Source organism: Mesorhizobium sp. M0938, from assembly GCF_040319125.1.
GTDB classification, from domain to species: Bacteria; Pseudomonadota; Alphaproteobacteria; order Rhizobiales; family Rhizobiaceae; genus Mesorhizobium; species Mesorhizobium robiniae.
The window spans coordinates 137,518-155,998 of record NZ_JAMYNS010000016.1; the positions used below are offsets into that span (position 1 = coordinate 137,518).

Annotated in this window: 14 protein-coding genes and 1 pseudogene; all 15 read left to right on the forward strand. The window is 63.3% G+C overall.

All coding sequences use genetic code 11. The annotated features are described in order from the left end of the window. The first annotated feature begins 1,512 nt into the window (after nucleotides 1-1,512). The 15 genes and pseudogenes from NKH73_RS25080 (at nucleotide 1,513) to nifD (ending at nucleotide 18,475) form a co-directional block, all read left to right on the forward strand. A complete protein-coding gene (locus tag NKH73_RS25080) occupies nucleotides 1,513-2,715 on the forward strand; it encodes a cytochrome P450 (protein ID WP_352762789.1) in 1,203 nt (400 codons plus the stop codon). 91 nt (nucleotides 2,716-2,806) lie between these two features. Continuing rightward, nucleotides 2,807-4,096: a cytochrome P450 gene (locus tag NKH73_RS25085; RefSeq protein ID WP_352937029.1), complete on the forward strand. Its 1,290-nt coding sequence runs from the start codon at nucleotides 2,807-2,809 to the stop codon at nucleotides 4,094-4,096. A gap of 1 nt (nucleotide 4,097) precedes the next feature. Continuing rightward, nucleotides 4,098-4,223 (forward strand): annotated as a pseudogene (locus NKH73_RS25090) (ferredoxin); the annotation flags it as partial. Nucleotides 4,224-4,391: 168 nt separating this feature from the next. Beyond that, nucleotides 4,392-5,234 carry a glucose 1-dehydrogenase gene (locus NKH73_RS25095; protein WP_031246208.1) on the forward strand — a complete coding sequence of 281 codons (843 nt, stop codon included), beginning with the start codon at nucleotides 4,392-4,394 and terminating at the stop codon, nucleotides 5,232-5,234. Then, nucleotides 5,234-6,577 (forward strand): cytochrome P450, encoded by a 1,344-nt coding sequence (locus NKH73_RS25100; RefSeq protein WP_352937030.1) that lies wholly within the window; start codon nucleotides 5,234-5,236, stop codon nucleotides 6,575-6,577. The genes NKH73_RS25095 and NKH73_RS25100 overlap by 1 nt, the downstream gene beginning before the upstream one ends. A gap of 121 nt (nucleotides 6,578-6,698) precedes the next feature. After that, entirely contained in the window at nucleotides 6,699-7,700 is a 1,002-nt protein-coding gene (locus NKH73_RS25105; RefSeq protein ID WP_352937031.1) for a polyprenyl synthetase family protein, read from the forward strand. A 145-nt stretch (nucleotides 7,701-7,845) separates the two neighbouring features. After that, nucleotides 7,846-9,396: a hypothetical protein gene (locus NKH73_RS25110; protein WP_352937032.1), complete on the forward strand. Its 1,551-nt coding sequence runs from the start codon at nucleotides 7,846-7,848 to the stop codon at nucleotides 9,394-9,396. After that, complete coding sequence (locus NKH73_RS25115; RefSeq protein ID WP_352463354.1) at nucleotides 9,393-10,295, forward strand: terpene synthase family protein; 903 nt, start codon at nucleotides 9,393-9,395, stop codon at nucleotides 10,293-10,295. Before NKH73_RS25110 ends, NKH73_RS25115 begins: the two co-directional genes overlap by 4 nt. Before the next feature lie 28 nt (nucleotides 10,296-10,323). Next, entirely contained in the window at nucleotides 10,324-11,427 is a 1,104-nt protein-coding gene (fni, locus tag NKH73_RS25120; protein WP_502893941.1) for a type 2 isopentenyl-diphosphate Delta-isomerase, read from the forward strand. Between the two features lie 1,151 nt (nucleotides 11,428-12,578). After that, on the forward strand, nucleotides 12,579-12,884 hold the full coding sequence (locus NKH73_RS25125) for a DUF4258 domain-containing protein (RefSeq protein WP_352937033.1): 306 nt from the start codon (nucleotides 12,579-12,581) through the stop codon (nucleotides 12,882-12,884). A 105-nt stretch (nucleotides 12,885-12,989) separates the two neighbouring features. Next, nucleotides 12,990-13,442: a helix-turn-helix domain-containing protein gene (locus NKH73_RS25130; RefSeq protein WP_023706400.1), complete on the forward strand. Its 453-nt coding sequence runs from the start codon at nucleotides 12,990-12,992 to the stop codon at nucleotides 13,440-13,442. Between the two features lie 509 nt (nucleotides 13,443-13,951). Next, complete coding sequence (locus NKH73_RS25135; RefSeq protein ID WP_023750060.1) at nucleotides 13,952-14,278, forward strand: helix-turn-helix domain-containing protein; 327 nt, start codon at nucleotides 13,952-13,954, stop codon at nucleotides 14,276-14,278. Then, nucleotides 14,253-15,509 carry a type II toxin-antitoxin system HipA family toxin gene (locus tag NKH73_RS25140; protein ID WP_352854576.1) on the forward strand — a complete coding sequence of 419 codons (1,257 nt, stop codon included), beginning with the start codon at nucleotides 14,253-14,255 and terminating at the stop codon, nucleotides 15,507-15,509. Before NKH73_RS25135 ends, NKH73_RS25140 begins: the two co-directional genes overlap by 26 nt. A gap of 472 nt (nucleotides 15,510-15,981) precedes the next feature. Further along, on the forward strand, nucleotides 15,982-16,875 hold the full coding sequence (gene nifH / locus NKH73_RS25145) for a nitrogenase iron protein (RefSeq protein ID WP_023706403.1): 894 nt from the start codon (nucleotides 15,982-15,984) through the stop codon (nucleotides 16,873-16,875). A 97-nt stretch (nucleotides 16,876-16,972) separates the two neighbouring features. Further along, a complete protein-coding gene (gene nifD / locus NKH73_RS25150; protein ID WP_352937034.1) occupies nucleotides 16,973-18,475 on the forward strand; it encodes a nitrogenase molybdenum-iron protein alpha chain in 1,503 nt (500 codons plus the stop codon). Nucleotides 18,476-18,481: the final 6 nt, after the last annotated feature.

Here is an 18,481-nt window from a genome sequence, read left to right on the forward strand (position 1 = left end):
CTTTTCCATCCCGACGTATGGGAACGTCTTGGCGGCTGGTCTTGGCCACGCGAACGCAATCGATCTGAGCGAGCTGGAGACCGTCGAGCCGCTTGCTTTCCACGGCTATGGCGCCGGAAGCGGGATCGGTCACCCGCGATCGTGCCCGGGGAAAAGGGATAGCGGCCGGAATTAGCCAATATCGGAAGCATGTGGCGACCTGAAATGTCACTTCACGCAGACTCGGGTCACTGGACTGGTTCAGCGTGTTGTCGATATGTGGCAGTGACCCGCCGGCCTTGGCTTGGGTGACCCTTTGACGGGGCCCTTGGGCACTCCCATGCTGAACAGAACCGGTAAACGGCATTTGCGCGAGCGGCCCGTGTTGGCGTGCCGGCATCGGACCAGCCATGCGCAAAGCGGCCACCGAGAACGGCCTTCCGGAGGAGACGATGTCCCGATGTTCAGCGGGAACGGGCACCGTCTCCTCAGGCCACTGTCTAGAGCTTCGCGCGTCGGGCATGGTGCAAGTCGCTTTCATCGTAATTTGATGGTGCTCTAACCAGGAGCAGCAAGCGGCGTGCCATTTCAAATAGAGGTGCTGTTGGACCGCCCCCTTCTTCTCGGAGGCGGTGTCTTAGAAGACCGGGAGCGCGCTATGCCGCCTCGTCACATAGGCAACAACGATGCTGTATGGTGCGATATTCGGCGCTTCAGCCCCGGCTGGGCAAAGAAGAACCGGAAGCCGAGCCGATGCACCACCTGAGGCTGGCGGGCACTCCAGTCGTAGCGTGTGCCGCTAGCATTCATGGGTGCGCAGGCACCGCGAACACGCGCCTTTCGCGGCAACATGAGCGCGCGCTCTTGGGCAAGCGCCTTGGCCCCGTGAGGATCGAATTCCCCAATCGTGTCTGTTTGCCGCCCTCTTATGTTCGAAACTGGACCAGAATGTCGCAAGCCCGACCTAAAGGTCGCCGAGGCGTTCTGTCCGACACTGTTCGGTCGCCTTTGTTGGCCCGCGACACCGGCCTATTTCGCCTAGCTCTTCTCTGGCCTCAGGCTAAGCCCCTAAAAGCATCACAGATTTTTTTCTTCGGTCGGCCAAATTGGCACGAGTTTTGAAGCCTCTTCGTTGCGGGCCGGGAGCCGCCGACCGACTTTCATTTCGTGGATGGCACGAATGGAACGAAGAAAGAAAAGCAAAATGTCAAATCCGCGTCGGATAGCGTCTATGGGCATGGTGTGCTCGGCGAAACCGCCCTTACCCAACAGCTCGCCGCCCTTGTCGACCCTTGCGCAGGAAAGCTTGGCCGGCGGCGGCTCAAATGCCCACCGCGCCGACTTTGTCCTGACCTCGAAGGTGCAAGATAACGTTCCGCATCTCGCCGCGCGATGTGCCTAGACAGTTACGCGTTAGCCGTTCTTGATAATCGGTCTGCCTTCGGAGGACGTCATCTATATGCCGTCTTAGGTCTTCGCTGCCGCAGCGCCCGCCGGTCACCTTCCGCCCTCGCTATTGAGTGAAGTGCCACCATGTCCGAACAACCCTTGCCGACGCTGCCGATGTGGCGCCTCGATCACATTGAGCCATCGCCCGAGATGTTGGCGCTACGCACCAATGGTCCGATCCACCACGTGCGCTTCCCGTCCGGGCACGAAGGCTGGTGGGTCACAGGCTATGACGAGGCCAAGGCGGTGTTGACCGACGCGGCGTTCCGGCCCGCGGGAATGCCGCCGGCGGCATTCACCCCGGATTCGGTGATTCTCGGTTCGCCAGGATGGCTGGTCTCGCACGAGGGGGGCGAGCATACGCGGCTACGCACGATCGTGGCGCCGGCCTTCAGCAACGGCAGGGTGAAGCAGCTCGCGCAGCAGGTGGAGGCGATCGCCGCGCAGTTGTTCGAGACGCTGGCGGCCCAGCCCCAGCCCGCCGATCTGCGGCGCCACCTCTCCTTTCCGCTTCCTGCGATGGTCATTGGCGCGCTGATGGGCGTGCTCTACGAGGATCACGCCTTTTTTGCAGGGCTGTCCGACGAGGTGATGACGCACCAGCATGAAAGCGGCCCGCGGCGCGCGTCGCGCTTGGCCTGGGAAGAACTCCGCGCCTACATTCGCGGCAAGATGCGGGACAAGCGCCAGGATCCGGGCGACAACGTGCTGACGGATCTGCTCGCGGCGGTCGACCAGGGCAAGGCGACCGAGGAAGAGGCGATCGGCCTGGCGGCAGGCATGCTGGTGGCGGGGCACGAGAGCACCGTGGCACAGATCGAATTTGGCCTGCTGGCCATGTTCCGCCATCCGCAACAGCGCGAACGCCTGGTGGGCGATCCATCCCTGGTGGACAAGGCCGTGGAGGAAATCCTGCGCATGTACCCGCCGGGCGCCGGCTGGGACGGCATCATGCGCTATCCGAGGACCGACGTGACCATCGCGGGCGTGCATGTTCCCGCAGAGAGCAAGGTGCTGGTCGGCCTGCCGGCGACGTCGTTCGATCCGCGCCATTTCGACGACCCGGAAATCTTCGACATCGGACGTGACGAAAACCCGCACCTGGCGTTCTCCTACGGGCCGCACAGCTGCATCGGCTTGGCGCTGGCCAGGCTGGAACTAAAAGCGGTGTTCGGTTCGATCTTCCAGTGCTTTCCCGCGCTGCGCCTGGCGGTGGCGCCCGAAGAACTGGAGTTGCGCAAGGAGATCATCACTGGCGGGTTCGTGGAGTTCCCGGTGCTCTGGTGATGCGCGGACGCCACGAGGAATCGCGATGTCCTCGAATTGCCGGCGCCCCTGCCGCGCGCCGATCAGATCAGCCAACCAACAGGTGACCAAGATGGACGTGCAAGAAACCACGGCAGCATGCCGGGACGCCTTCGCCGAACTCGCGTCGCCAGCGTGCATTCAGGACCCGTACCCATTCATGCGGTGGTTGCGCGAGCACGATCCGGTACATCGCGCGGCGTCGGGCCTCTTTCTGTTGAGCCGCCACGCCGACATCTACTGGGCGCTTAAAGCCACTGGCGATGCTTTTCGGGGGCCGGCACCAGGCGAACTGGCGCGCTATTTCCCGCGTGCGGCGACCAGCCTGTCGCTAAGTCTGCTGGCGTCCACTTTGGCGATGAAGGAACCTCCAACGCATACGCGTCTGCGCCGGCTGATCTCGCGCGATTTCACCATCGGCCAGATCGACAAGCTGAGGCCGGCCATCGCTCGCATTGTCGCAGCGCGCCTGGACGGCATGGCGCCCGCACTGGAGCGCGGGGAGGCAGTGGACCTGCATCAGGAATTCGCGCTGGCCTTGCCCATGCTGGTTTTCGGCGAATTGTTCGGCATGCCCCCGGACGACATTCTCGGGCTCGTCACCGGCATCAGCGCCATTCTGGAAGGCCTGAGCCCGCACGCCAGCGATCCCCAGCTCGCCGGGGCGGACTCGGCCAGCGCCAGGGTTCAGGCCTACTTCGGCGACCTCATACAGCGCAAGCGCTCCGATTCCAGCCACGACATCGTGTCAATGCTGGTCGGCGCACACGACGGCGATGCCGAGATGCTGTCGGATACGGAATTGATCAGCATGCTCTGGGGCATGTTGCTGGGCGGCTTCGCCACCACTGCCGCGGCCATCGGCCATGCTGTCCTGGCGATGCTGGCGTATCCCGAACAGCGGCACTGGCTGAAAGGAGATGCCATGGGGGTAAAGGCATTCGTCGAAGAAGCCCTGCGCTACGACGCGCCCGCCATGTTCAGCTCCATTCCGCGTATCGCCCAGCGCGACATCGAACTGGGCGGCGTGGTGATCCCGAAGAACGCGGACGTGCGCGTTCTGATCGCGGCCGGCAATCGTGACCCGGACGCCTTCGCCGATCCGGACCGCTTCGATCCCGTGCGGTTCTACGGCACCAGTCCTGGCATATCGATCGACGGGAAGATCATGCTGGCCTTCGGCCACGGCATCCACTTCTGCCTTGGTGCGCAACTGGCCCGGGTGCAGTTGGCCGAGAGCCTGCCGCGGATCCAGGCGCGCTTCCCCACGCTGGCATTGGCCGAGCAGCCGACCCGGGAGCCCTCCGCGTTCCTTAGGACGTTCCGCGCGCTGCCGGTGCGGCTGCATCGGCAGGAGGGCTGAGATGCGCGTCGTGGTCGATCAGGATCTGTGCGGAACTACCGGGCAGTGCGTGCTGACGCTGCCGGGCGCCTTTCGCCAGCGCGAACCGGACGGGGTGGCCGAAGTGTGCGTGGCGACGGTCCCGCAGGCGCTGCACGCCGCCGTGCGGCTTGCGGCCAACCAGTGCCCGGTCGCCGCCATTCGGGTCATCGAAAGCGATGCTGGCCATGACGAGCGCGCCAGCGCGGACCCTGCGCCTTCTCCGGCGCAGGCCGAGCGGCATGCTGCGAAAGACCAATGCAATTCAGGAGACACGATGGCAAGGTTTGAAGGCAAGGTGGCCGTGGTGACCGGCGCCGGCGCCGGCATCGGCAAGGCATGCGCTCTCGCCATCGCGCGCGGGGGCGGCAGAGTGGTGGTGGCCGACATTGATGGCTCGGCGGCCATCGCCTGCACCGCGCAGATCGCGGCCGAAGCAGGCCACGCGCTGCCCATAGCCATGGATATCGCCGATGAGCAGGCGGTGGCAGCGCTGTTCGAGACGGCGGAGCGGCACTTCGGGGGGGTCGACCTGCTGGTGAACAATGCGAGCGCCATGCATCTGACCCCGCGCGACTGCGCGATCCTCGACCTGGACCTGGCAGTCTGGGACCAGACCATGGCGACCAATCTGCGCGGCACGCTGCTCTGCTGCCGGCAGGCCATCCCACGGATGATCGACCGCGGCGGTGGCGCGATCGTCAACATGTCGTCGTGCCAAGGGCTCAGCGGTGACACGGCGCAGACGTCCTACGGCGCGTCGAAGGCGGCGATGAACATGCTCTCGGCTTCGCTCGCCACCCAGTACGGTCATGCGCAGATTCGCTGCAACGCGGTTGCGCCGGGTCTTATCATGACCGAGCGTCTCCTCGCCAAGCTGGACGAGTGCATGCAACGGCATCTGCGCCGGCACCAGCTCCTGCAGCGCGTCGGCCGCCCCGAGGACGTGGCCGCGCTCGTGGCGTTCCTGCTCTCCGCCGATGCTGCGTTCATCACCGGCCAGGTCGTGTGCATCGATGGCGGCATGCTGGCGCATGTGCCGACATACGCCGACGGTGGCAACAGCTGCGCCGCGCGCCCTGCCGGCGACACCGAATCGGCGACGGCGGCGCGCTGCTGATGGACATACTGCTCAACCCACTCAACCGTCGGCACCGGCTGCGATCCGACATCCCGGTCATGCCCGGCGCTTTCCCCTTGGTCGGGCATCTTCCCGCCATTGTCTGCGACCTGCCGCGCCTGCTGCAACGCGCAGAACGGACGCTGGGCAGCCACTTCTGGCTGGATTTCGGCCCTGCCGGACATCTGATGACCTGTGTGGATCCGGACTCATTCTCTCTGCTCAAGCACAAGGACGTGTCCTCGGCGCTGATCGAAGAGATCGCGCCCGAATTGCTTGGCGGAACGTTGGTTGCCCTGGACGGCGGCGCGCACCGGCAGGCGCGCGATGCCATCAAGGCAGCGTTCTTGCCCAAGGGGCTGACCCAGGCCGGGATCGGCGACCTGTTCGCGTCGGTCATCCAGGCGCGGGTGCAGGCGTGGCGCGCCCGCGGCGAGGTAACTATCCTGCGCGAGACCGGCGACCTGATGCTGAAGCTCATCTTCAGCCTCATGGGAATCCCCGCGCAGGACCTGCCGGGATGGCATCGCAAGTACCGGCAATTGCTGCAGTTGATCATCGCGCCACCGGTCGACCTGCCCGGATTGCCTTTGCGGCGCGGCCGCTCCGCCCGCGACTGGATCGACGCGCAGTTGCGCCGGTTCGTCCGCGATGCGCGCGCGCATGCCGCGCGCACCGGGTTCATCAACGACATGGTGAGCGCTTTTGACAGCAGCGACGGTCCGCTCTCCGATGACGTCCTGGTCGCGAACATTCGCTTGCTGCTGCTTGCCGGTCACGACACCACTGCCTCGACGATGGCCTGGATCGTGATCGAGCTGGCGAGGCAGCCTGTGCTGTGGGACGCCCTGGTCGAGGAGGCGCAACGCGTGGGTGCGGTGCCGACCCGGCACGCGGACCTGGCGCAGTGTCCGGTCGCCGAGGCGCTGTTCCGCGAGACACTGCGCCTGCATCCGGCGACCACGCTCCTGCCGCGTCGCGCGCTGCAGGAATTGCAACTCGGCCAACGGCGTATTCCCGCGGGCACCCACCTATGCATCCCGCTGCTGCATTTCTCGACCTCGGCGCTGCTGCACGAGGCGCCTGATCAGTTCCGCCTGGCGCGGTGGCTGCTACGCACAGAACCGGTCCGGCCCGTGGACATGCTGCAGTTCGGTACCGGCCCACACGTCTGCATCGGCTACCACCTGGTATGGCTGGAAATGGTGCAGTTCTGCATCGCCTTGGCGCTGACCATGCACAAGGCCGGGGTGCGGCCGCAGTTGCTGAGCGACGTCGAAAAAGGCCGGCGCTATTACCCGACCGCACATCCGTCCATGGCAATCCGCATAGGCTTCTCATGAGCTGGCGTCGCACGCCCTGTGTGGCAAGGCAGCGGCGCCGGCGGGGCGCGGCATTGCTGCACTCTGCGCACGCACTCGTGTGACGACTTGCGCTCGCCGTGGCCGTCTCAGCTACAAGGACATGAACAACATGCAAACCGGTTCCACAATACACGACGACCGAACTGGCGTTTCCGCATTCGGCGGGTTGGGCGCGCAGGCGCGCGGCGCATCTGGCGGGCTGCTCCCGGAGATCTGGATGCAGGACGGCGCAAAGCGGGTCGAACAGGCGCTGGCGCGTCTGCTCTGCGCCGAAGACCACGGTAAGACAGAGCTGATGGCAGCCATGCGCTACGCCACCTTGCATGGCGGGAAGCGCACCAGAGCCTTGCTCTGTCTGGCTGCCGGCGCACTGGCGGGCACGCCGGCGCACATGCTCGACGACGTAGGTGCCGCCATCGAGATGATGCACGCCTGTACCCTGGTCCACGACGACCTGCCCGCGATGGACGACGACGTGCTTCGCCGCGGCCTTCCGACCGTGCACGTAAAGTTCGGCGAAGCCACTGCGATCCTGGTCGGCGATGCGCTGCAGGCCCACGCCTTCCTGACCCTGGCGAGCCTGGATGCGCCGGGCGACAATCGTATCGCGCTCGTGCGTGAACTGGCGCAGGCGGTGTCCGCCGAGGGTGCCGCAGGCGGGCAGGCCATGGATTTGTCGCTGGTCGGAAAGCACGCCGGGCTGGACAGGATCCTGGCGATGCACCGGATGAAAACCGGAGCGCTAGTGCGCGCGTCGGTTCGCATGGGCGCGCTATACTCCATCGCGGAGGATGCCGCGCACACTACGCTGTACAGTGCACTCGATCGCTACACCGCCTGTTATGGCCTGGCGTTGCAGGTGGCCGACGACATTCTCGACGCGACGGCGAATACCGCGACTCTTGGCAAGACCCCCGGCAAGGACGCGGCCGCGCAGAAGCCGACCTGCGCGTCGATCATGGGGTTGCAGGCAGCGCGCCAGTTCGCGCTGTTTTTGTTGCACGACGCCGGGGAGGCCATCGCCCCTCTGGGGGCGCGTGCGGAAGGGTTGGCGCAGATGCTGCAGCGGGCCAACGTCTATCTGTCCGCGCCATACGCATGAGCGCGCCCATCCATAAGGACTTGCCGCTGTGCTGCTGCGATCGGCCGGCGGGCGCTGCATGCTGCACTGTATCCGTGTCGGCGGCGACGAGCGCGGCGTCTGCCCGTTTCTGTTCTCATAGCCCTCTGCAGAAGGAAAATCCCGCGTGAACGCGCTGTCCGAACAGATCCTTTCCGAATTGCGCCACCTGCTGAGCGAGATGAGCGACGGCGGCAGCGTCGGTCCGTCCGTATACGACACGGCGCGAGCTCTGCAGTTCGACGGCAAAGTCACCGGTCGGCACGAGGCATATGCGTGGCTCATCGCGCAGCAACAGGCCGATGGCGGATGGGGAAGTGCGGACTTCCCGCTGTTTCGCCATGCGCCTACCTGGGCGGCGCTGCTGGCGTTGCAGCGTGCCGATCCTCTTCCCGGGGCTGCCGACGCAGTCCAGGCTGCAACCCGGTTCATCGAGCGCCAGCCCGATCCCTATGCGCATGCGGTGCCGGAAGACGCGCCCATCGGCGCGGAGCTGATCTTGCCGCAGTTGTGCGACGAGGCCGCATCCTTGCTGGGCGGCTTGTCGTTTCCGCGCCACCCGGCGCTGTTGCCGTCGCGGCAAGCACGCCTGGTCAAGCTGGGGGCTGTGGCGACGTTGCCGAGCGGCCATCCGTTGCTGCACTCCTGGGAAGCCTGGGGGACGTCGCCGGCCACCGCATGCCCGGACGACGACGGCAGCATCGGCATCAGTCCGGCGGCCACCGCCGCGTGGCGTGCGCACGCCGTGACACAGAGAAGAACGCCGCACGTCGGGCGCACGGGCGGGTATCTGCAGGCGGCATCGCGGGCGACGCGCACCGGCATCGAAGGTGTCCTTCCCAACGTCTGGCCAATCAATGTGTTCGAGCCATGCTGGTCGCTGTACACCCTGCATCTGGCCGGTCTGTTCGCGCATCCCGCGCTCGCCGAGGCGGTGCAAGTGATCATCGCGCAGCTCGACGCCCGCCTCGGGGTGCGCGGTCTGGGCCCTACCTTGCACTTCGCGGCCGATGCGGACGACACCGCCGTTGCGTTGTGCGTCCTTCGCCTTGCAGGCCGCGACCCGGCGGCTGACGCGTTGCGCCAGTTCGAAACCGGCGAGCTCTTCGTCACCTTTCCCGGTGAGCGCAATGCCTCGGTGTCGACCAACATCCATGCCCTGCATGCGTTGCGAATGCTGGGAAAACCCGCCGCCGGCACCAGCGCCTACGTCGAGGCCAATCGCAACCCGCACGGTCTATGGGACAACGAAAAATGGCACGTTTCGTGGCTGTATCCAACCGCGCATGCGGTCGCTGCGCTCGCGCAAGGCAACCCCCAGTGGCGCGACGAGCGCGCGCTGGCGGGGCTGCTGAAGGCGCAGCGCGACGACGGCGGCTGGGGCGCTGGTCGCGCGTCCACATTCGAGGAAACCGCCTATGCGCTGTTCGCGTTGCACGTGATGGACGGGAGCGAAGAGCCGACCCGGCGCCGGGGCATCGCGCAGGCGGTGGCGCGGGCGCTGAAGTGGATGCTCGCCCGCCACGCGGCGCATTCACTGCCCCAGACGCCGCTGTGGATCGGCAAGGAACTGTATTGCCCCACCCGGGTGGTGCGCGTGGCCGAACTCGCCGGGTTGTGGCTGGCGCTTCGTTGGGGGCGGCGCGTCTCGGCCGAGGGAGCAGGAGCCGGGCCATGATCCCGACCGATCGCGCGCTGCAGCAGGTGCTAGAGTGGGGGCGTTCCCTGACCGGGTTCGCCGACGAGCATGCCGTGGAAGCAGTCCGGGGCGGCCAGTACATCCTGCAGCGCATCCAGCCGAGCCTGCGCGACACCAGCGCCCGCACCGGCCGCGATCCGCTGGACGAAACGCTGATCGTGGCGTTCTATCGCGAACTGGCGCTGCTGTTCTGGCTGGACGATTGCAACGACCTTGACCTGATCGCGCCGGAGCAGCTCGCCGCGGTGGAGCAGGCGCTGGGGCAGGGCGTGGCGTGCGCGCTACCAGGATTCGAGGGCTGTGCTGTGCTGCGCGCTTCGCTCGCCGCGCTCGCCTACGATCGTCGCGACTATGCCCAGCTTCTCGAGGATACCCAGTGCTACTGCGCGGCGCTGCGCGCCGGACACGCGCAGGCGGCAGGGGAGGAGCGCTGGTCCTTCGCCGAGTACTTGCAGAACGGCGTGGATTCGATCGCGTACACGAACGTGTTCTGTTGCCTGTCGTTGCTGTGGGGGCTGGACATGGCGACCTTGCGCGCGCGTCCGGCGTTTCGCCAGGCCCTGCGGCTCATATCCGCAATAGGGCGCTTGCAGAACGATCTGCATGGACGCGAAAAGGATAGATCGGCCGGCGAGGCCGACAACGCGGCGATCCTGCTGCTGCAGCGCTATCCCGCCATGCCTGTGGTGGAGTTCCTCAAGGACGAGTTGGCCGGCCACACACGCATGCTGCACCGGGTGATGGCGGAAGAACGTTTTCCCGCGCCGTGGGGACCGTTGATCGAGGCCATGGCGGCAGTCCGCGCGCAGTACTACGAGACCTCGACCAGCCGCTACCGCAGCGACGCTGCAGGCGGAGGCCAGCGTGCGCCGGCCTGAACGCGGGGGAAACGATGGCGTGCGCGCGCTGCCGTCGGTCCGACCCGACGCAACGCCGTCGCCCGATGACGCGGATGGAGCGAGCATCAGCGACACCAAGTTGAGCCGGCGCAAGGACGACCACCTGGACATCGTGCTGAATCGGCGAACGGCACGGGCCAAGGCCGCCGGCTGGGAGTACATCCGTTTCGAACACTGCGCATTGCCCGAGTTGGATCTGACGCAGATCGACCTCAGCGCCTCGCTGCTGGGCAAGACCATGCGCGCGCCTCTGCTGATCAGCTCCATGACCGGCGGCATGCCACGCGCCGAGGCCATCAACCGGCATCTAAGCGAGGCAGCGCAAGCCTTGGGGATCGCCATGTGCGTCGGTTCGCAGCGCGTGAGCCTGCAATCCCGCAACTCCCAAGGGCTGACGCGCGCGCTGCGCCGCCTGGCCCCAGATATTCCCTTGCTGGCCAACATCGGCGCCGCGCAACTGCGCCAGGCCGGCGGCCTGGACCTCGCGCGCCGGGCGGTGGATGCACTGGAGGCCGATGGACTCATCGTCCATCTCAATCCGCTGCAGGAAGCGGTACAGCCGGAGGGCGACCGCGACTGGGGCGGCGTCCTGGCGCAGATCGCTCGCGCCGCACGCAGCGTGGGCGTGCCGATCGTGGCCAAGGAAGTCGGGTCGGGCCTGTCCGCCTCGGTGGCTTGTGCGCTCGTTCAGGCGGGCGTGGCGGTGATCGATGTCGCCGGCGCCGGCGGCACCAGTTGGGCCGCGGTGGAGGGCGAGCGGGCCCCCGATGCCGCCGACCGTACAGTTGCGATGGCGTTCGCCGATTGGGGGATCCCGACCCCGGCCAGCGTGCAGGCGGTACGTCGGGCGCTGCCAGCGGTGAAGCTGATCGCGTCGGGCGGGGTCAGCGACGGCGTCGACGTGGCCAAGGCTATCCGCCTGGGCGCGGACATCGCGGGGCAGGCAGCCGGCGTGCTGCGCGCGGCCACCGTATCCACCGAGGCGGTTGTCGCGCATTTCGAGATCGTCATCCGCCAGTTGGCCGTCGCCTGCTTCTGCACCGGCTCGGCTGATCTGGCGGCATTGCGTCAGGCGCGCTTGTTGCCCTCGGCGCATCTGCCCGCCGGTTGATCCCGGCGTCGCGCGCCCGTGGCGGCGGGCGCCTAGTCTTATGAGTCAGAAAGTCTCGGATGCGGGGGGAATCGCGCTGGTCGCGGGCTTGTCCGGGTGCTGCTTCGTGATCAGGGAGGCACCCCGCCATGCCCGAACGGACAGCCGAGAGTAAAGCGGTATCCGACGGATACTTGATCAGGGTGATCGGTAACGCCGACCGAGCTGAGCCCTTGAAAGGGTCGGAACAAGGTGCGCCGGGAGACCGGCAGGAGCAGATGGTGCAAATCCATTGCAATGAACGAGTAGCGGTCCACATTGACCCCTGGGTCAAGCGCGGTCGGCCGTGAGGAGACCCGTAACTTCTCTGGGGTCAAACACGGGTTGTTAGGCTCAAGCAGTTCATCAGCATGCTTTGAGACAAAGCGATGGCGGTGGAATGGTCGGTTATGATCGAGGGCTGGAACGAATTGGGAGACATGCCGGTAAGGTCCGGATAGACAAGAGCTGGGAGAGCCTGTTCTACGGCGACATCAGTTGTCGATCTGCGATAGTAGAAGATCATGGCAGCGCTGCAAAGGAAAGCGGTCGTGAATCATCAGGCGGTGACGTATGCCTTCTTCGCCGGATTTGCCCGGATTGCCATACTTTCCGGCAGGTCAAGGAGTTTGCGATACGCCGGAGCCGAACGTCTTCGGCGCCGTTGAGCTTAATCCCCGATGGATGCTGTGACAGGAATGCCATCAAGGGATGGTCGGTGCCTTCGCTCAAGGAAATTTGTCCCGACATGGGAGTTGATGGAACCGACGGCGCGGCTAGGAAGCATGCGCCCTACGGGGAGGCGGCGAAGTGTGGCGATTTCTGCCCACTGGCGTTGACGGACAAAGTATCATCATGATATCTACGCCCATGTGATTCACCCCGTCTCCCTAGGAGCGCCGTGCTCCGGAAAGGAGGTGATGAGCATGAGCAGGAAGACGATTACGGTTGGCCGCAGTGCGGTCTCGGGTCGGTTCACGACTGTTACGACTGCGGTTCGCAAGCCGAACACGCATATCGTGACGCACATCAAGAAGTGATAAATAGGGCGCCCTTACCTCCCAGGGCGCCCTTTTTATCGTGGAGAGATTTTTTACCAAATCACAAATTTTAGCGAAAGGGACTCTTTTAAAATGTATCATAGTGATATACCTAAGGTGAAACCAAGCGGGCATGGGGGCGTTGTAGTCCGTGGTTGTGATTGGCCGAAGGGGCAAGCAACGGACGAAATACGCGCGATTGCGCGTTCGAAAGCGCTTACGATTTCCTATAAGCGCCACGCGATCGAACGTATGGCCGAACGAAACATTATCATGGGTGACGTTTTGTACGTCCTCAAAAATGGCTTTGTGCACATGGAGCCGATGGAGAGTACGCACCCGCGTACAAAAAATATGCGATGGAAGGTCTCTGTCCCAACGGCAATAGCCGCACTCTGAGAGTGATAGTCATTCCTGAGAAGACCGGCACCTTCCTAAAAATTGTCAGTGTTATGTGGGTTGACGAGCCGTCTACCCGCGCAGGTACGTTGAATGGAGAATGCGATGAATAGCCACCACTACACCGAATGCGGACTGAAGAACGTTTTCATTAGCGGTCTTGATTTCGTGAACGACGATGAAGGTGACGAAATCATCACCATCCCGGCTGTCAACGAACTTCATCGTGTAATCGCTCTTGGCATAGTCTCACACGAGCATGGGATTAGCCCTGACGAGCTCCGTTTTCTGAGAACAGAAATGGGGTATACTCAAGCTGAGCTTGCTGTGCTTGTTCACCACGACAAGCAGTCAGTGGGACGATGGGAGCGGGGCGAGTTTGTGATCGATGGGTCGGCGGAGACAATCATCCGGCGTTTGGCGATTGAAAAACTCGATCTAGCTTCCGGAGCTGGGATGGATGAGCTGTCGCGTCGGAGTGTGCACACACTGAAGCCGCAACCGATCCAAATTCAGCACAGCAATGACGACGGATACCAGCTTCTAGCAGCCGCTTAGACCAAGCCATGGGTGGTCGTCCCTCCCGCACGAGTGGGAGGGACGACCACCTGGCCTTTGCCAGCCTTGATCAGCGGCCATGCGCTTTCGTGCTTCTAGTTCCAATCGCGTCGATGTCGTCCCATCCAGCTTTTAGGCCTGTCCGGACGTCACCACTTTAACGCGATAAGGCATCCGGCAGCTGAAATCGCTCATCTCTTTCGTGTTCATAGGGACACCGTCGGGCGCATTGCGCCGAGGTCAAAATAGCCATTTCGCTGAATGTTCGCAGTTGGCCGTTTTCGGGCGACGTACGCACCTGGCCGGCCCAGTCGGTAGAAACGCCGGGTGCACGGTGGCAGTAGCAGCTGCTCTTCGAGGAACGCCGTTCGCTCTGAGGCGATAAAGATATCTTTGCATATCATGATTTCCATATTTGATACGTGAACAGATCATAAAGCTTTGACTTGCTCCGCTGGATAAGATACCCCTGCGTATCATTTGGCATTGGAATGAATCTGCGTATCGTTATGGACTCTGAATCGGAAATTCTGCGCGAAATCGGTGGGCTTTTCAGGAAGGCGAGGCTGGCCGCCGCCATGACGCAGGAGCAGGTTGCTGACTTGGCGGGTATATCCCGTCCCCGCTATCGCGACATCGAAAAGGGAGCCGCAGCGGCGCGTGCGACGACCCTCATGAATATCGCTCGCGCGCTCGGTCTGGAAATGATGCTGGTTCCGCAAGTCATGGTGCCGGCTGTCCAGGCTCTATTGCGTCCACATGATGATGACGATCGCCCCGCCTTTGTTTCTCAACCTGACGATGACGATCATGGCTCCAGTCTTTCGCGCACCTAAGACGATCCCGTCGCTGGACGTGCTCTTGAACGCAGCGAAAATCGGCACAATCGTCAGGACGCCGGGCGATTTCAATGCATTCAACTTCGATGAGGCCTACCGCGCGACGGGCGGCTTTCCGGTTCTCAGCCTGTCGTTCCGGGCAGCGACGGGAGGATTGCGGAAAGATCCGAAGCCTCTGGCAAGCGCCTTGCCCGCATTCTTCGCGAACCTCCTGCCGGAGGAGAAATTGCGCGAGGCGATGGAAAGGCACCACGAAGGCAATGTGCGGCCAGGCAATGATTTCGACCTTTTAGCGGCGTTGGGCGCCGATCTGCCGGGAGCCGTACGGGCGTTGCCCAGTGACGGCGCGATAGCGGTTTCACAGGACGCTTCAAAGGATCAGCCCAAGGCACGGTTCTCGCTTGCCGGCGTGCAGATGAAGCTGTCGGTCATGAAGAACATTGGAAAAGGCGGCGGCCTTACCTTGCCGATGGACGACGAGCAGGGCCGGTACATCGCCAAGTTCCCTTCGACGGCGTTTCCGGGCGTTTCCGAGAACGAATTCGCCAACCTGGCGCTGGCAGCAGCAATCGGGATGGAGGTTCCTGAACGCGAACTTGTCGAGAAGTCCGATTTTGAGGATATTCCCGAAGAATTCAACACGCTGTCAGAGGGCAAGGTCCTTCTCGTCAAACGCTTCGATCGCGGCGCTGAGGGCGAGAGGATACACATCGAGGATTTCGCTCAGGTCTTCGGTGTCTACCCCTCGCGCAAATATGAGGGGGCTGCTTATCACGACATAGCCTTGGCTCTTGGCGTGGCCGTCTCGCCTACGGCGGCTCTCGAATTCGTGCGCCGCCTGGCACTGACCGTCATCACCGGCAATGGCGACATGCACCTGAAGAACTGGTCTTTGATCTATCCCGATAACGGCGACAAGCCGGCGCTTGCACCAATCTACGACCTCCTGTCCACCGTGCCATATATTCCCGCCGACGCCATGGCGCTGTCGCTTGGAGGAGAGCGCTCGTTTAAGGCGCTAGCAGCACCGCGATGGAAAGCATTTGCGAACCGTGCACGGCTTCCGGAGCCAGCAGTCCTGAAGGCAGTGGTCGAGACGGTCAAACTCGTCAACGAGTACTGGTGGCATCTGCCTGAGCGCGACGTTGTCGCAGCGAAAGTGCTCGAGCGGATCGACGAACATGTGAAGGCGATGACGACGGTACTGAACTCCTGCGCCGAGAAGTAAACCGAGTCCCTCGGGTTGATATAGCGGAACTATTCGCCCGTGCCCCGGATGAGTGGCCGTGGATCGGTGGCATGCTAGGATCGCGCGCAAAGTCGGCGGAGTGTCCACTTGGACACGCGTTGAGCACGCACGTCAGCTCGCGGGCACAGAAGAGTTCGCAGCATCCCGCAGAGGGTCGAGATGCTGTTCGTCCACCTCAATACAACGATGCGGTTCAACCGAATGCGGTGACTGAGGATCGCGATCCGACGCTTTGTGTCGCCAATGTCGCGTCCGCTACACGGGCCGTTCCGACGATCCTTTCTTGGAACTCAAGCTAAACCCCTGAAAAGCAACCATGAAATTATTCTTCGGTTGGATCAGCCAAATTGGCATGAGTCTTGAGATCCTTAGGTGCGAGGCGGCTAGAGCTGCCCGACCGGCATTCAAGTCGCGGCAGCCGCGATGAATGGAACGAAGGAAGGAAAGCTACATGTCAGGTTTGCGTCAGATCGCCTTTTACGGCAAGGGCGGCATCGGCAAGTCCACCACCTCCCAAAATACGCTCGCCGCCCTTGTCGACCTCGGGCAGAGAATCCTCATCGTCGGCTGCGACCCCAAAGCCGACTCCACCCGCCTGATCCTCAACGCGAAGGCGCAGGATACGGTCCTGCATCTCGCGGCAGAGGAAGGTTCGGTGGAAGACCTGGAACTCGCGGACGTGCTCAAGGTCGGCTACAAAGGCATCAAATGCGTGGAGTCGGGCGGACCCGAGCCAGGTGTCGGCTGCGCCGGCCGCGGCGTGATCACCTCGATCAACTTCCTCGAGGAGAACGGCGCCTACGACGATGTCGACTATGTCTCCTACGACGTGCTCGGGGATGTGGTGTGTGGCGGTTTCGCGATGCCGATCCGCGAGAACAAGGCCCAGGAAATCTACATCGTCATGTCCGGCGAGATGATGGCGCTCTATGCCGCCAACAACATCGCCAAGGGCATCCTGAAATACGCCCATTCGGGCGGCGTGCGGCTCGGGGGCCTGATCTGCAACGAGCGCCAAACTGACCGCGAACTCGACCTCGCCGAGGCGCTTGCTTCCAGGCTCAATTCCAAACTTATCCACTTCGTGCCGCGCGACAACATCGTCCAGCACGCCGAGCTCAGGAAGATGTCTGTGATCCAGTATGCGCCGGACTCCAAGCAGGCCGGCGAATACAGGGCGCTGGCCGAGAAGATCCATGGGAATTCGGGCCAGGGCACCATCCCGACCCCGATCACCATGGAGGAGCTCGAGGACATGCTGCTCGACTTCGGCATCATGAAGACGGACGAGCAGATGCTCGCCGAGCTTCAGGTCAAGGAAGCGGCTAAGGCGGCCGCACAGTAGCGACACTGCCGACATAAGGCGCCGCCTGACCTGGTGCGTCTTTCAAAGAACGGCGCCTCGTCGGTGAGGCGTCACCCTGAACCTTGAAAGGGGTCCCATGAGCCTGGAATACGAGAATGACGGTGGCCTCCATGCGAGGCTTATCGAGGAAGTGCTGTCGCAATATCCTGACAAGTCGGCGAAGCGGCGCAGAAAGCACCTCAGCGTGGCAAAGAGCGACGACGAGGCTGGCGAGGAAAGCGAGGTCCTTTCCGAATGCGAGGTCAAATCGAACATCAAGTCCATCCCCGGCGTGATGACCATCCGCGGCTGCGCCTATGCCGGCTCGAAAGGAGTGGTGTGGGGTCCAGTCAAGGATATGGTCCATATCTCGCACGGGCCGGTCGGCTGCGGGCAATATTCCTGGTCTCAACGCCGCAACTACTACGTCGGCACGACCGGCATCGACACGTTCGTCACCATGCAGTTCACCTCCGATTTCCAGGAGAAGGACATTGTTTTCGGCGGCGACAAGAAGCTGGAACGGATCATCGACGAGATCGAGGAACTGTTTCCGCTGAACAAGGGCATAACTGTGCAATCCGAATGCCCGATCGGGCTGATTGGCGACGACACCGAAGCTGTGTCCCGCAACAAGGCCAAGGAGCACGGAAAGACAATCGTGCCGGTGCGCTGCGAGGGCTTCCGCGGCGTCTCGCAATCCCTTGGCCACCACATCGCCAACGACGCGATCCGCGACTGGGTGTTCGAGAAGAAGGACGTCGAGTTCGAGGCCGGCCCGTACGATGTCAATGTGATCGGCGACTATAATATCGGCGGCGACGCCTGGGCTTCGCGCATCCTGCTCGAGGAGATTGGCCTGCGCGTGGTCGGCAACTGGTCGGGCGACGCTACCCTGGTCGAAATAGAGCGGGCGCCAAAGGCGAAGCTCAATCTCATCCATTGCTACAGGTCGATGAACTACATCTGCCGGCACATGGAGGAAAAGTATGGCATCGCCTGGATGGAGTACAATTTCTTCGGCCCCTCCCAGACCGAAGCCTCTCTGCGCAAGATAGCCAAGCACTTCGGGCCGGAAATCGAGGCCAAGGCCGAGGCGGTCATCGCCAAATACCGGCCGCTGGTCGAAGGGGTCATAGCCAAGTACCGGCCGCGCCTCGAAGGCAGGACGGTGATGCTCTATGTCGGCGGGCTGCGCCCCCGTCACGTCGTCACCGCATATGAGGACCTGGGCATGGTGATCGTCGGCACTGGCTATGAATTTGGCCATAACGACGACTATCAGCGCACCGGCCACTACGTGAAAAAGGGCACGCTGATCTATGACGACGTAACTGGTTACGAGCTGGAGAAGTTCATCGAGGGGATCCGTCCTGATCTCGTGGGCTCCGGCATCAAAGAAAAGTACCCGGTCCAGAAGATGGGCATACCGTTCCGTCAAATGCATTCCTGGGATTATTCCGGCCCGTATCATGGCTACGACGGGTTCGCCATCTTCGCGCGCGATATGGACCTGGCCATCAACAACCCGGTCTGGAACCTCTACGACGCCCCCTGGAAGAAAAAAGCCGAGCCGTCGGCGGCGATCGCAGCCGAATGAAACCCT

Bases quoted from the DNA above. Each gene is read 5' to 3' on its own strand.
- NKH73_RS25080 (WP_352762789.1), top strand. From the start codon at position 1,513: ATGTCCGAACAACCCTTGCCGACGCTGCCGATGTGGCGCCTCGATCAC.
- NKH73_RS25085 (WP_352937029.1), top strand. From the start codon at position 2,807: ATGGACGTGCAAGAAACCACGGCAGCATGCCGGGACGCCTTCGCCGAA.
- NKH73_RS25095 (WP_031246208.1), top strand. From the start codon at position 4,392: ATGGCAAGGTTTGAAGGCAAGGTGGCCGTGGTGACCGGCGCCGGCGCC.
- NKH73_RS25100 (WP_352937030.1), top strand. From the start codon at position 5,234: ATGGACATACTGCTCAACCCACTCAACCGTCGGCACCGGCTGCGATCC.
- NKH73_RS25105 (WP_352937031.1), top strand. From the start codon at position 6,699: ATGAACAACATGCAAACCGGTTCCACAATACACGACGACCGAACTGGC.
- NKH73_RS25115 (WP_352463354.1), top strand. From the start codon at position 9,393: ATGATCCCGACCGATCGCGCGCTGCAGCAGGTGCTAGAGTGGGGGCGT.
- NKH73_RS25125 (WP_352937033.1), top strand. From the start codon at position 12,579: ATGTATCATAGTGATATACCTAAGGTGAAACCAAGCGGGCATGGGGGC.
- NKH73_RS25130 (WP_023706400.1), top strand. From the start codon at position 12,990: ATGAATAGCCACCACTACACCGAATGCGGACTGAAGAACGTTTTCATT.
- NKH73_RS25135 (WP_023750060.1), top strand. From the start codon at position 13,952: ATGGACTCTGAATCGGAAATTCTGCGCGAAATCGGTGGGCTTTTCAGG.
- NKH73_RS25140 (WP_352854576.1), top strand. From the start codon at position 14,253: ATGGCTCCAGTCTTTCGCGCACCTAAGACGATCCCGTCGCTGGACGTG.
- nifH (WP_023706403.1), top strand. From the start codon at position 15,982: ATGTCAGGTTTGCGTCAGATCGCCTTTTACGGCAAGGGCGGCATCGGC.
- nifD (WP_352937034.1), top strand. From the start codon at position 16,973: ATGAGCCTGGAATACGAGAATGACGGTGGCCTCCATGCGAGGCTTATC.